Raw genomic sequence first — 12888 nt, forward strand, 5'->3', positions numbered from 1 at the left:
CCCACTCCCCGAGCCCTTCGCTAGCGCTGCTTCAGAAGGACGTCCTTGGCCTGGTTGACGCGAGCGGCAAGGCCGCTGGTGCCCCCGGCATCCGGGTGGATGCGCTTCATCAGAGCCCGATGGGCTTCGCGGACCGCCTCCTCGCCCGCCCCCGGCTGAAGCCCCAGGATATCGTAGGCCTCCTGCTGCGTCATCGCGCCCGCGCCCGCCGCGCCGCGCTGCCCCGCGTCGCCATCACGCTGAGCGTCTTCACGCCAGCCGGGCGACCGGCGGTCGAGATATGCCTCTAGCAGCCGCGCGCCGTCAGGATCACGCGTGAGGCAATCGCGCATCAGCGCGGCAAGCTCAGCCATATCGAGGCTGTCGAGCGCCCGCCCCGCATAGGGGCCGGCGGTGACGCTGCCGGTCATGCCCCCGCTGTCATGGTCGAGCTCCATCTCCAGCAGAGCCGACTTGACCTTGGAGGTCGCGCCCGGCGTCGGGCCTGAACGATCGGCCCAGGGAAAGCGGATGCCGCCCGGCCCGGTCGCGCTCCAGCCAAGCAACCAGGCGCCGATACCGCCGAGGAAGATGGCCATGTCCATCCGGCCGCGTACCATCAGGAGCCCGGCGACGCCGAGCGCGGCGACGCCTCCGCCGGTCTTCGCCAATCGCGCCAGCACCTTGGGATTGGCCCCGGCGAAGAGCTTCGCCAGCCACCAGACGAGGATCAGCACGGCAACGCCGTAGAGCAGGCTCACCGACGCCCTCCATCCATCGCGGCGATCAGCCTCTTCACCGCAGGCGTCGAGCCGGCCAGCCGCTGCATCGCCTCGCGCCCGCCAGACGCATAGGCCGCCGCCCCGCGCAGGAGATCGAGCAACGAGGCGGGCGCGTTCACGTCAAAGCGGGCATGGGCGCCGCCGGTCAATCGCGCGATCGTGGCGAAGGCGCTGCCTGCTGCCGGATCATGTCCCTCCTGGAAGACGAAGCCGCGGATGCCGCGCAGGCCGAGTTCGCCGGCCAGCGACGCCAGCGCATCGACATCCTCCTCCATCGCATCGCCGACATAGACGAAGGCGCGCACCGGCACGGTCCTGGCCTCATCGCGGATATGGCGCAGCACGCGGGCGATCTGGGTCTGGCCGCCCTCGCAGGCGATGCGGCGCATCAGCCCGGTCAGGCGCGCCGGCTCGCCGACCCAGCCCGAGGCACGGCACTCGCCGATCCCCCTGAAATAGACGAGTTGCACCGCAAGCCCGCCGCTTTGCGAGGTGGCATCGAACATCCGGGCCTGCAGTGAACAGGCGAGGTCCCAGGTCGGCTGGCGGCTCATCGTGGCATCGAGCGCGAAGACGAGCCGCCCCGCCTGTCCCGCCGCCAACGGCGCGAGCTGCTTCGCCGCGCCGAGGAAGCGGTCGATCTCGCCCGGCTGCGAATGCGTTGCCGGTGCGGTCATCCCCGCCTTTCCGACGGCCCGATCCTTCCTCTCGTTCATCGACCTCTTCGATCCACCTGAATCATCCTTTGCCCTGATATTGGCCATGGCGCCGGCATTTGCTACCCGTGCGCCGGAGCGGAGGGCATGCGAGTGGCTGGAATCACGGTCTTCGAGACGGTCGCCTCAATGCGTGAAGCGGTCGCCGGCTGGCATGCCGCCGGCGAGGAAGTGGCTTTGGTGCCGACCATGGGCGCACTGCACGAAGGCCATATCGCGCTGGTCAGCGAGGGCCTGCGCCATGCCAGGCGGGTGATCGCCACGATCTTCGTCAACCCGACGCAGTTCGCGCCGCATGAAGACTTCAAGAAATATCCGCGCACCTTCGACGACGATTGCGCAAAGCTAGCCGCAGCGGGCGCCGATGCGGTGTTCTTCCCCGCGGTCGAGGAGATGTATCCGGCCGGCTTCGCAACACGGGTGCTCCTGCTCGGACCGGCCGCCGTCGGGTTGGAGGACCGCTTCCGCCCGACGCATTTCGAGGGCGTGGCGACGGTCTGCTGCAAGCTCTTCACGCAATCGCGCGCCGACTATGCGATCTTCGGCGAGAAGGACTACCAGCAGCTCAAGGTCGTGACCCGCATGGCGGCCGATCTCGACCTCGGCATCCACATCGTCCCATTGGCAACGGTGCGCGAGGCGGACGGGCTCGCGATGTCCTCGCGCAACCGCTACTTGTCCGATGAGCACCGCGCGCTGGCGCCGCTGCTCCATCGCGCGATGCAGGACCTCGCCGCGCGCATCCGGAACCGCGACGACCTGTTCAAGGCGGTTGCAGACGCCCAGAACGAGATCATCACCGCCGGCTTCGAGCTTGACTATCTGGAAGCGCGCCATGCCGAGACGCTGGCGCCGGTTGCCTCGCTGGCCGATGGACCGATCCGCCTGATCCTCGCAGCCCGCATCGGCAGCACCCGGCTACTCGACAATATTCCGGTATAGGCCGCCTAGAGCAGCCCCAGCCCCGCCAGCTCCCGTCGCAGCTCCTCCGGCATCTCGCCGATGTCGCCGCCATGGTCGGAGAGATCGCGCGGGGCATCCTTGGTCTGCAGATAGCGCCAGCCCTGGAAGGGGCGGAACGGGCGCGGCTCCACCGGCACGACGACCGGCTCCATCACCAGATGGCAACGGCCGATACCCTCGCCATCGGTGAAGGGACGGATATCGGTGAGGCGTTGGCGCGCCGATATCTGGCCCTTGATCACCCAGTAGAGCGAGCCACCGTCGAGGAGCTCCTCGATCCTCTTCGGCACCATGCGCGTGGTGTGCAATTGCTCGGCCGGCTCTCCCCGCGCGCGCCGCTGCGCCTGGCGCTCGGCGATCCAGTCCTCGAGATCGCTGATCGATTCCGCGCCGACGCAGAGCTTGAGCAGGTGAAGGGGCATGGCCGCAAAATAGGCCCGAGCCAGCCGGCAAGCCAGTCTCCACCGCGTTTCTCCACAACCCGGCTTCAGTCCGAATGCGCCAGGACATTGACGAGCCGGTCAAACGGATCGCGGAGGAAGAAGCGCCTGACGCCCCAGGGTTCGTCGACCGGGCCATAGACGATCGCATGACCGGCCGCGCGCACCCAGGCGAGCACCGCCTCGAGGTCGTCGACTTCGATCGAGAAATCGGGCATCGGCGCGCCCGAGCCGCCTTCGCTGGCGAAGCTCAGTTGTGGCGCCCCCGGCGCCGTCTCCGCGGCATAGGTCTGAATCCAGCCATGATCCATGACGAGGGTGAGACCGAAGAGATCGCCATAGAAGGCTTGCGCCAGGCCAAGCTCCGCGGTTGCGATATTGGCGACGATTCGCTTCACAGTCATTCCGACCTCCCGAACCAGACACGGACGCTTCCCATGCGCGGACTAGCAGGCAAGGTCATCCTCGTCACCGGCTCCTCCACCGGCATCGGTTATGCGATGGCCGAGCGACTTGTCGCCGAGGGCGCCAGGGTGTTGATCCACGGCCGCGACGCGGCGGAAGTCAGTGCAGCCGTCGCCAGGCTTGGTACCGCGACGGCGGGCTCGGCCGGAGATCTCGCCGAGCCTGCAACCGCGCAGGCCATCGTCGATGCGACGTTGGCCGCCTTCGGCCGCATCGACGGGCTCGTCAACAATGCCGGCATCTATCCGCGCGGCATCCTGACCGAGACCACTGCCGCCTTCTTCGACCATATGTTCGCGATCAACACCCGCGCGCCGCTGCTCTGCGCGGAAGCCGCGATCCGCGCCTTCCGGGCGCAGAAATCGCCTGGCGCCATCGTCACCGTCGGCTCGATCAACGCCTATTGCGGCCTGTCGAATCTCACGGTGTATTCGATGTCGAAGGGTGCGCTGATGACCATGACGCGCAACCTCGCCAACACGCTCGGCCCCGAGCGCATCCGCGCCAACCAGCTCAATGTCGGCTGGACCTGGACCGCCAACGAGGATGCGACGCAACAGCGCGAGGGCCGCAAGCCCGGCTGGCAGAACCATCTGCCGCTGCGGGACGCCCCGACCGGCCGGATCATGCAGCCGGAGGAGATCGCCGCTCACACCGCCTTCTGGCTCTCGGAGGACAGTGCGCCGGTCTCCGGGCAGATCTACGAGGCCGAGCAGTTCCCGATGATCGGGCGCGGATGAGCGAGGCTTCGCAAGAGGTCTTCGCCCCCTGGCTCGTCCGCTGGGGTCTCGTCTCCGACGGCGAGTCGATCAGGACCCATGCCAGCCGCCTGCTCCCTGTCCTGCGGGGCGGCACGCCTGCCATGCTCAAGCTGCCCGAGGTCGAGGACGAACGGCGCGGCTACCTGCCGCTGGAATACTGGAACGGCGATGGCGCCGCGCGCCTCCTCGCCCGCAGCGAGCATGGCGAAGCTATGCTGATCGAACGCGCCACCGGCCAGCGCTCGCTCGCTGCCATGGCCCGCAGCGGCGCCGAGGGCGACGACGAAGCGACCGCCATCCTCTGCGATGCCATCGCGGCCCTGCAGAAGCCGCGCGGACCGGCTCCCACCGGGCTGATCCCGCTCGACATCTGGTTCGAGGACCTCTTTCCGGCTGCCTCCAAGCATGGCGGCCTGCTCGCCCGCGCCGCGATGGAGGCAAACGCGCTATTGCCCACGCAGCAGGAGATCGTGCCGCTCCATGCCGATCTGCATCACGACAATGTTCTGGATTTCGAGGGACGCGGCTGGCTCGCCATCGACCCGAAATCGGTGATCGGCGATCGCGCCTTCGAATACACGATCCTGTTCTGCGACCCCGATCTCGCCGATCCCGAGCCGGCGGTCGCCGTCGCGCCGGGCGCTTTCGAGCGCCGGCTGGAGATCGTGCTGGCGAAATCGGGGCTGGAGCGCCAGCGGCTACTGTGCTGGATCATCGCCTGGTGCGGGTTGTCGGCGAGCTGGTTCATCGAGGACGAAAACCCGCTGGCGGAGATCAACCTCTCTGTCGCCGGGCGAGCGATCGCGGCCTTGGATGCGGGCTGGTGAGACGCGCCCGCGCGTCATTCTCGGGTGAAGCGCAGCCTAACCCAAGAACCTCTGGACGAGAAGACCCTGGCTTTCGAGATGTCCGGGTCAAGCCCGGGCGTGACGCAGCCACCCTGAATCAAAGCCTGAGCACCTGCCCGCAAGCGCTTCAATCGATTCGATGATCGCCATCTTCAACCATCATTTCCGTCATGCTGTTGACGGCCCACGCGCTCCCGATAGGATGCCCAAGATTACGTTAGGTAATAAACCGCGGGATCGTCGATGCGCATCATCATCCTGGCCGCGACAGCCTTGATCGGCCCGCTCGGCATCGCCAACGCTCAAGACAAGCCGGTGCCGAAAGGCGAATTGCAGAAACTGATCGTTGGGCAGACGATCACGGCGGGAGGCTCGTTGAGCTACGGAGCCGATGGCCGCTACACTTACAATGGCGGCAGCCCCGGCACTTACAGGATCGCCAACGGGCGCATTTGCGTGGATTTCGACAATGGCCGAGCCCGTTGCGACAAGATCGTCAAGGATGCCGGGAACTATTACCTCATTACCAGCAAGGGAGACCGCTTCCAGTTCAAGCGCTGACGGCGTCCCGCTTCACTCCCCCAGCACGACCACCTTCGCGCCTTCGGCGACCTGCGCTCCCGGCTCACCCGCAACCTCGCTGACGGTGCCGTCGCGCGGGGCGGTCAGCACATGCTCCATCTTCATCGCCTCGACGATGGCGAGGCGCTGGCCCTTGGTCACGGCCTCGCCCGGCGCGACGAAGAGCGCGACGAGCTTGCCGTGCATCGGCGCCTTGACGACGCCACCCGAACCCGCAGCGGCATCGAGATCGACGCTGAACGGATCGAACAGCGACACGGCCGTCTGCCGGCCGCGGTGGAGCGCGAACCAGACGCCACCCTCGCCCTCGGCCAGCGCAATCTCGTGCTCGCCCTCGCCGATCTCGTGACCAGGCAGGCTGACGCGCGCATCGTCGCCATGCCACTCGATCCGGGCATCGATACGCTCGCCATCGACAGTCAGCGGCAGCCCCAACGGCTGGCGCGGCATCAGCGAGAAGGCGTCGGGGTCGAGCCAGGGCGAGCGGGCCTCGCCCTCCGCCCGGTCGGCAGCCGCAATCATGCCCGCCGCCTGCCGCTCCTCCTCGAGTTGCAGCGCCGCCGCTGCGACAGCCGCCGCATCGAGCGGCTGCGGCTCGGCGCCGAGCGCGCTGATATTGCGGTCGATGAAGCCGGTATCGAACGGCCCCTTCCGGAAGCCCTCGGCCTCGGTCAATTTCTTCAGGAAGGCGAGATTGGTGCGCGGGCCGGCGACCACCGTCTCGCCCAAAGCCGCACCCAGCCGGTCGAGAGCTTCGTCGCGCGTCGCGCCATGGGCGATCACCTTGGCGATCATCGGGTCGTAGAACGGCGTCACCGTATCGCCGGCCTCGACGCCGGTATCGATGCGGATGCCCTCGCCTTCCGGGAATTGCAGCGCCCAGAGCTTGCCGGTGGAAGGCAGGAAGCCCTTTTCGGGGTCCTCGGCATAGAGCCGCGCCTCGACCGCATGGCCCTTCGCGGTGACGTCGGCCTGCGTGAAGCCAAGCGGCTCGCCCGCCGCGACCTTCAACTGCAATTCGACGAGATCGAGCCCGGTGATCGCCTCCGTTACCGGGTGCTCGACCTGGAGGCGGGTGTTCATCTCCATGAACCAGAAGCCGTCGGCCTTCAGCCCGTCACGCCCATCGGCGATGAACTCGACCGTGCCGGCCCCGACATAGCCAACCGCCCTGGCGGCCTCGGTCGCGGCTTTGCCCATCGCGGCGCGGACCTCATCGCTCATGCCTGGCGCCGGCGCTTCCTCGATCACCTTCTGGTGGCGGCGCTGCAAAGAGCAATCGCGCTCATAGAGATGGACGACATTGCCGTGGCTGTCGCCGAAGACCTGGATTTCGACATGGCGCGGCGAGAGCACGTATTTCTCGACCAGCACGCGGGCATCGCCGAAGGCATTCTGCCCCTCGCGCTGTGCGCTGGTGAGCGCGTCATCGAAATCCTCGGGCCGGTCGACCTTCTTCATGCCCTTGCCACCGCCGCCCGCGACCGCCTTGATCAGCACGGGATAGCCGATGCGCCGCGCTTCCGAGCGAAGGAAATCGGCGCCCTGCTCGGCGCCGTGATAGCCCGGCACCACCGGCACGCTGGCCTTCTCGACCAGCGCCTTGGCGGCATCCTTCAGGCCCATCGCCCTGATGGCCGAAGCCGGCGGACCGACGAAGACGATTCCGGCCGCGGCGCAGGCATCGGCGAAGTCGGCATTCTCGGAGAGGAAGCCGTAGCCAGGATGGATGCAGGCAGCGCCTGCCTCCTTCGCGACGGCGAGGATCTTGTCCGCGTCGAGATAGCTCTCGCGGGCCGGGGCGGGGCCGATATGATGGGCCTCGTCCGCCATCTGAACGAACAGCGCCTCGGCATCGGCATCCGAATAGACGGCGATGGTGCGCAGGCCCAGCCGCCTGGCGGTGCGGATGACCCGGCAGGCGATCTCGCCGCGATTGGCGATCAGGATGGAGGGCAGCTTGGCGGCGATCGTCATGGCGGCGGCATCCTCAGGAGACGTGCCGTCTTTATAGCCCGCCCGTTGCGTCTGTCTGCGCCTTGTTGCGCAAACCGGTTTGCGACGCTTCCGAACCCACATTCCGCCGCAGCGAGCGCCAGATCGCCCATGTCGCCTGGAAGCAGATGCCGGCGACGACAAGGTCGAACAGATATTCCGGCCAGCGCACCGGCGCGACGCGGGCGGCGAGCCCGACCAGTGCGAATCCGGTCGTCGAGATCGTGTCGTTGCGGCTCGACAGCCAGGTCGCCTTGATCACCGGGTTCTCCTCGCGCCGGAAACGCCAGAGCGCTGCGACGACGAGGAAGGCGATGACGATGGCGCTCGCCGCCGCGAAGCCGAGCGTCCAGACCTCGATCGGCCGCGGCCGGACGATCTTGTCCCAGAGATCGTAGAGTGTGTGCAGCCCGGCGACAGCCATGACGGCGCCGATCGCGACCGCCGCGAGCCGCTCGAGCCGCGCGTCACGGCCGAAGACGATCGCGGCGATGCCGTAGAGCGCGACGTCATAGACCCAGTCGACGCCATCCTTGAAGAGCTGCGCATTGCCGATAGCGAGAGCCCAGACGACAGTCGCCACCGCCTGGATCAGGATACCGAGCGCAATGCCCCAGATCGTGAGCGTATAGGCGCGAGCGATAGCGGGGCTCGATACCGAACTCTCTCCGCCGCCGTCATGGTCGGGCTTGTCCCGACCATCCACGTCTTGCGCCGCGTCGACCATCCTCACTCCGTCATTCCGGACAAGCCGCGAAGCCGCGCAGACCCGGAATCCATCATAGAGCGAAGCGTTTTACGATGGATTCCGGATCTCCGCTTCGCTGCCTCCGGAATGACGGCTCGGTTCAGGCGAGAGCTTATCCCCGCCCGACCAGCGGTGCCTTGGTCGCCATCACCGTGACGAACAGCACGTTCGCCTCGGGCGGCAGGCCGGCCATGTGCAGCACGGTCGTCGCGACATGCTCGACATCCATCACCGCCTCGACCTTGATCGAGCCATCCGCCTGCGGCACGCCCGTCGTCATCTTGCGCGCCATCTCGGTCAGCGCATTGCCGATATCGACCTGACCGACGGCGATGTCGTATTTGCGCCCGTCAAGCGCAGCGGTCTTGGTCAGGCCCGAGATCGCGTGCTTCGTTGCGGTATAGGCAACGGAGTTCGGCCGCGGCGCATGGGCCGAGATCGAGCCGTTATTGATGATGCGCCCGCCGCGCGGCTCCTGGTCCTTCATCACCTTGAAGGCGGCCTGGGTGCAGAGGAACGGCCCGGTCAGGTTGGTGTCGACGACCTTCTGCCAGTCCTCCAGCGAGAGATCCTCCAGCAGCACGCCGCCCGGCGCGTTGACGCCGGCATTGTTGAAGAGCACGTCGACGCGGCCAAAAGCGGCCTTTGTCTTGGCGAACAGGTTCTCGACCGAGGCCTTGTCGGTGACATCGGTCGGCACCGCCAGAGCACGCCCCTTGTCGACGCCGGAGAGCTGGATCGTCTCCTCCAGCGCATCCGCGCGGCGGCCGGCCAGCACGGTGCGGTAGCCGTCCTTCAGGAAGGCGATGGCAACCGAGCGCCCCACGCCCGAACCGGCACCGGTGATGATCGCGACCTTGTTATGTCCCGCCATGCGTTTCCCCGTATTTCCCTGAACCTAAATCGTTTGAGATGGCGCCCGACCATAACGGGCGAAACCGCCCAGGGGAACCATCAGACGGCCGGCATTGCATGCGCTTGCCGCCCGCCAGCTGTGCCCTATCGTTGTAGTCGGGAGGACGACGCAATGACCAGCCTGAACCGCCGCCATCTGCTCGCAGGCGCCGCCGCCGTGCTCGCTGGCCCTGCGCTTGCCCAGCAGCAGGGCCACGAGCATCACGGCCCGCAATACGAACGCCTGAGCCAGCCGGGCCGGATCGAGAAGCCGCCGCTCGCCACGACGCAGAACGTGTTCGATTCGCCGGCCCCGAAAGCAGCCTCCCCCGGCCGCTGGAGCGCCAGGGCGCCCTTGCCGCTGCCGCGCTCGGAAATGGCCTGGGCGACCGTGTTCGAGGACAAGATGCATGTCGTCGGCGGCTATGGCGAGCAGCGCACGGACCGCGCCTATCACCACGTTTATGACGGCAAGGCCGACAAATGGCATGACGGCGCGCCCCTGCCCCAGGGCGCCAACCATGTCGGCGTCGCCTTCCTCGACGGCAGGCTTTATGCGATCGGCGGCTTCCTCGAGCAGAACCGCAAGCCGCATCCGCGCTGCTTCACCTATGATCCCAAGACCGATCGCTGGGCCGAGATCGCCGCCCTGCCCCGTCCCGCCGGCTCGACCGCCGTGGTCGGGCTCGGCGGCGGTCTGCATGTCATCGGCGGCGCCATCGGCGAGACCACCGAGAGCAAGCGCTCGATCGACTGGCATCTGGTCTACGACCCGAAGGCCGATCGCTGGAGCGAGCGTACGCCTCTCCCAACCGCCCGCGATCACACCGGTACGCTCGCCATCGGCAGCCTGATCCATGTCATCGGCGGACGAGTGGATTCCTTCCACACCAACTCGAACCTGCACCATTCCTACGATCCGGCAGCGGACAAATGGACGATGCGCACGCCGATGCCGACCGGCCGCTCCGGCCATGGCGCGGTGCTCTATCGCGGCAAGGTCTTCGTCATGGGTGGGGAAGGTACCAATCGCGTCTTCGGCCAGATGGAGGCCTATGATCCGGCGACAGACGGCTGGGAGCAATATGCGCCGATGCTGACGCCCCGCCACGGGCTCGGCGCCGCGCTGGTCGGCGACGCGATCCATGTCGCCGGCGGCGGCCCGGTCATGGGCGGCGGGGTGCAGAGCGCCGTGCACGAGGCGTTTTCGTTGGGGTGAACGGAAAACGACAGGCGGATTGCCGCGGGTCGAGGCCGGGGCACCGTGTTATCGTCGAGCCGCCAACGGAGATTTCGCCTTGCTTCGCTCCCTGCTGATCACGTTCGCCCTGCTGATGATGGCTCCGGCCCTGCGCGCCCAGGAGCCGGCCGTCGAGGTCATCGGCATCGGTTCCACGCCAATCCGGCTCTCATCGCAATCCCTCACGGCGCTGCCCGTCGCCGAGCAAGAGGTGACGTTCGAGACCTCGAAAGGGCCGGCGACACGGCGCTACAAGGGCGTGCTGATCTGGGATGTCCTTCAGGCCAACAAGGCGCTCGACGGTCTGAAGCCCGCCGAGCAGCTGGAGAAGACCTTCCTCGTCAGCGCGAAGGACGGTTACCGGATCGCATTCTCGATCGGCGAGATTCACCCCGATTTCGGCAACCTGCCGCTGATCCTCGTCTCGGCGGTGGACGGCAAGCCGCTTGACGGCGGCTGGCGCCTCGTCGCGCCCGGCGACAGGCGCGGCGCGCGAGCGGTCTTCGAGGTCGTGAAAATCGAATTGCGGTGAGAGGCACCTCGCCGCTTACATCCGGAACACGCCGAACTTCGTCTCCGGCACCTCGGCATTGAGCGTCGCCGAGAAAGCCAGCGCCAGCACGCGGCGGGTCTCGGAGGGCAGGATGATGCCGTCGTCCCAGAGCCGCGCCGTGGCAAAGTAGGGCGACCCTTCTTCTTCATAGCGGTTGCGGATCGGCGCCTTGAACGCTTCCTCGTCGGCGGCAGGCCAGCTCTTGCCCTCGGCCTCGATATTGTCGCGGCGCACGGTCGCGAGCACGCTCGCCGCCTGCTCGCCACCCATCACCGAAATCCGCGAATTCGGCCAGGTGAATAGGAAGCGCGGCGAATAGGCCCGCCCGCACATGCCGAAATTGCCCGCGCCGAAGGAGCCCCCGACGAGAACCGTGATCTTCGGCACCCGCGCCGAAGCCACCGCCGTGACGAGCTTGGCACCGTCCTTGGCGATGCCGCGCGTCTCGACATCGCGCCCGACCATGAAGCCCGTGATGTTCTGCAGGAAGAGCAGCGGAATCCGCCGCTGGCAGCACAGCTCGATGAAATGCGCGCCCTTTAGCGCGCTCTCCGAGAACAGGATGCCGTTATTGGCGATGATGCCGACCGGGATGCCGTGGATGCGGGCGAAGCCCGTCACCAGCGTCGTGCCGTAGAGCTTCTTGAACTCGTCGAACTCCGAGCCGTCGACCAGCCGCGCGATCACCTCGCGGATGTCGTATTGCTTCTTGAGGTCGGTCGGGACGACGGCTTCGAGCTCCGCCGGATCGTAGAGCGGCTCGACCGGCTCGGCGAGGTCGATATCCGGCCGTTTCACGCTGTTGAGATTGCCGGCGATGCGCCGCGCTATCGCGAGCGCATGCGTATCGTCGCCAGCGTAGTGATCGGCGACGCCCGAGAGCCGGGCATGGATATCGGCGCCGCCGAGATCCTCGGCCGAAACGACCTCGCCGGTCGCAGCCTTCACCAGCGGCGGGCCGCCCAAAAAGATCGTGCCCTGCTTCCGGACGATCACCGTCTCGTCCGACATCGCCGGCACATAGGCGCCGCCGGCCGTGCAGGAGCCCATCACCACCGCGACCTGCGGGATGCCCTCGGCGGAAAGCGTCGCCTGATTGTAGAAGATGCGGCCGAAATGCTCGCGATCGGGGAAGACCTCGGTCTGGTGCGGCAGGTTCGCGCCGCCGGAATCGACGAGATAGATGCAGGGCAAGCGATTCTCGCGCGCGATCTCCTGCGCCCGCAGATGCTTCTTCACCGTCATCGGGTAATAGGTGCCGCCTTTGATCGTCGCATCGTTGCAGACGATCATGCATTCGCGCCCGGCGACGCGGCCGATGCCGGCGATCATGCCGGCGGCATGGACATCGCCCTCATACATGCCGAAGGCGGCGAGCGAGCCGATCTCGAGAAAGGCCGAGCCCGGATCGGTCAGCCGCAGTACGCGTTCGCGAGGCAGGAGCTTGCCGCGCGCCGTATGGCGTTCGCGGGACTTGGCATTGCCGCCGAGCGCGGCGGTGGCACGGTGCTGCTGGAGCTCGTCGCGCAGTCCGGCCCAGGCTTCGACATTGGCGCGCGTCTCGGCCGAATCCAGATCGACCTTGCTCTCGATGACAGGCACGGGCGCGCTCCTCGACGACAATCTCCGCCGAGTTTATGGCGCGCCGCGTCGAAAACGCCAACCGGCGCGGACGCATGGACGCGGCCATGCAAATCCGCGCCGCTGGAGCGACTCATTCCTTCATCTTGTTGATCGAGCCGGTCACGGACGGCGCGGCCACGGCCCCGATCGCGCCACCGGCAATGGCTCCGATCGGTCCACCGACGAGCGCGCCGGCTCCCGCGCCGGCGGCTGCTCCTGCGATACGCTGGTCGGTCGTGTTGCAGGCCGCAAGCAGCATGGCGAGGCTCCCCGCCCAAAAAACACTTCGCATTGTCGTC

The 12888-nt window shown here is 67.3% G+C and carries 15 protein-coding genes; 6 read left to right on the forward strand and 9 right to left on the reverse strand.

Features of this window, described 5'->3' with window-relative positions; all coding sequences use genetic code 11:
- Positions 1 to 20: 20 nt before the first annotated feature.
- Positions 21 to 740, reverse strand: coding sequence for a DnaJ domain-containing protein (locus J0I42_RS18820; RefSeq protein WP_291657020.1), 720 nt, complete (start codon positions 738 to 740; stop codon positions 21 to 23).
- Positions 737 to 1438, reverse strand: coding sequence for a VWA domain-containing protein (locus tag J0I42_RS18825; protein WP_291657022.1), 702 nt, complete (start codon positions 1436 to 1438; stop codon positions 737 to 739). The genes J0I42_RS18820 and J0I42_RS18825 overlap by 4 nt, the downstream gene beginning before the upstream one ends.
- 126 nt (positions 1439 to 1564) lie before the next feature.
- Between J0I42_RS18825 and panC the strand changes: the two genes are divergently transcribed.
- Positions 1565 to 2419, forward strand: coding sequence for a pantoate--beta-alanine ligase (gene panC, locus J0I42_RS18830; RefSeq protein ID WP_291657024.1), 855 nt, complete (start codon positions 1565 to 1567; stop codon positions 2417 to 2419).
- A 5-nt stretch (positions 2420 to 2424) separates the two neighbouring features.
- On the opposite strand, the gene J0I42_RS18835 is transcribed toward panC, so the two are convergent.
- Both J0I42_RS18835 and J0I42_RS18840 read right to left on the reverse strand, forming a co-directional pair.
- A complete protein-coding gene (locus J0I42_RS18835) occupies positions 2425 to 2862 on the reverse strand; it encodes a DUF1489 family protein (protein WP_291657025.1) in 438 nt (145 codons plus the stop codon).
- Positions 2863 to 2927: 65 nt separating this feature from the next.
- The gene (locus J0I42_RS18840; protein WP_291657027.1) at positions 2928 to 3284 is read right to left on the reverse strand and encodes a VOC family protein; all 357 of its coding nucleotides are present in this window, start codon (positions 3282 to 3284) and stop codon (positions 2928 to 2930) included.
- Between the two features lie 33 nt (positions 3285 to 3317).
- On the opposite strand from J0I42_RS18840, the gene J0I42_RS18845 reads away from it, so the two are divergent.
- The 3 genes from J0I42_RS18845 (at position 3318) to J0I42_RS18855 (ending at position 5515) form a co-directional block, all read left to right on the forward strand.
- The gene (locus J0I42_RS18845; protein WP_291657029.1) at positions 3318 to 4085 is read left to right on the forward strand and encodes an SDR family oxidoreductase; all 768 of its coding nucleotides are present in this window, start codon (positions 3318 to 3320) and stop codon (positions 4083 to 4085) included.
- Positions 4082 to 4933: an aminoglycoside phosphotransferase family protein gene (locus J0I42_RS18850; RefSeq protein WP_291657031.1), complete on the forward strand. Its 852-nt coding sequence runs from the start codon at positions 4082 to 4084 to the stop codon at positions 4931 to 4933. Before J0I42_RS18845 ends, J0I42_RS18850 begins: the two co-directional genes overlap by 4 nt.
- A 264-nt stretch (positions 4934 to 5197) precedes the next feature.
- On the forward strand, positions 5198 to 5515 hold the full coding sequence (locus J0I42_RS18855; RefSeq protein WP_291657033.1) for a hypothetical protein: 318 nt from the start codon (positions 5198 to 5200) through the stop codon (positions 5513 to 5515).
- A 12-nt stretch (positions 5516 to 5527) separates the two neighbouring features.
- On the opposite strand, the gene J0I42_RS18860 is transcribed toward J0I42_RS18855, so the two are convergent.
- The 3 genes from J0I42_RS18860 to J0I42_RS18870 form a co-directional block, all read right to left on the reverse strand.
- The gene (locus tag J0I42_RS18860) at positions 5528 to 7513 is read right to left on the reverse strand and encodes an ATP-binding protein (RefSeq protein WP_291657035.1); all 1986 of its coding nucleotides are present in this window, start codon (positions 7511 to 7513) and stop codon (positions 5528 to 5530) included.
- Positions 7514 to 7544: 31 nt separating this feature from the next.
- Positions 7545 to 8258 (reverse strand): cation efflux transmembrane domain-containing protein, encoded by a 714-nt coding sequence (locus tag J0I42_RS18865; protein WP_291657037.1) that lies wholly within the window; start codon positions 8256 to 8258, stop codon positions 7545 to 7547.
- A 133-nt stretch (positions 8259 to 8391) separates the two neighbouring features.
- Entirely contained in the window at positions 8392 to 9153 is a 762-nt protein-coding gene (locus tag J0I42_RS18870) for an SDR family oxidoreductase (RefSeq protein WP_291657039.1), read from the reverse strand.
- Positions 9154 to 9306: 153 nt separating this feature from the next.
- Here J0I42_RS18870 and J0I42_RS18875 point away from each other — a divergent pair, with 153 nt between their 5' ends.
- Positions 9307 to 10392 carry a Kelch repeat-containing protein gene (locus J0I42_RS18875; protein ID WP_291657041.1) on the forward strand — a complete coding sequence of 362 codons (1086 nt, stop codon included), beginning with the start codon at positions 9307 to 9309 and terminating at the stop codon, positions 10390 to 10392.
- A gap of 79 nt (positions 10393 to 10471) precedes the next feature.
- Positions 10472 to 10945, forward strand: coding sequence for a hypothetical protein (locus tag J0I42_RS18880; RefSeq protein ID WP_291657042.1), 474 nt, complete (start codon positions 10472 to 10474; stop codon positions 10943 to 10945).
- Between the two features lie 15 nt (positions 10946 to 10960).
- Here the strand turns inward: J0I42_RS18880 and J0I42_RS18885 are convergent, their stop codons facing one another.
- Both J0I42_RS18885 and J0I42_RS18890 read right to left on the reverse strand, forming a co-directional pair.
- Entirely contained in the window at positions 10961 to 12568 is a 1608-nt protein-coding gene (locus J0I42_RS18885) for a carboxyl transferase domain-containing protein (RefSeq protein ID WP_291657045.1), read from the reverse strand.
- Positions 12569 to 12680: 112 nt separating this feature from the next.
- The gene (locus J0I42_RS18890; protein ID WP_291657047.1) at positions 12681 to 12848 is read right to left on the reverse strand and encodes a hypothetical protein; all 168 of its coding nucleotides are present in this window, start codon (positions 12846 to 12848) and stop codon (positions 12681 to 12683) included.
- Positions 12849 to 12888 lie beyond the last annotated feature (40 nt).

Source organism: Allobosea sp. (assembly GCF_017308015.1).
In the GTDB taxonomy this organism is placed as follows: domain Bacteria; phylum Pseudomonadota; class Alphaproteobacteria; order Rhizobiales; family Beijerinckiaceae; genus Allobosea.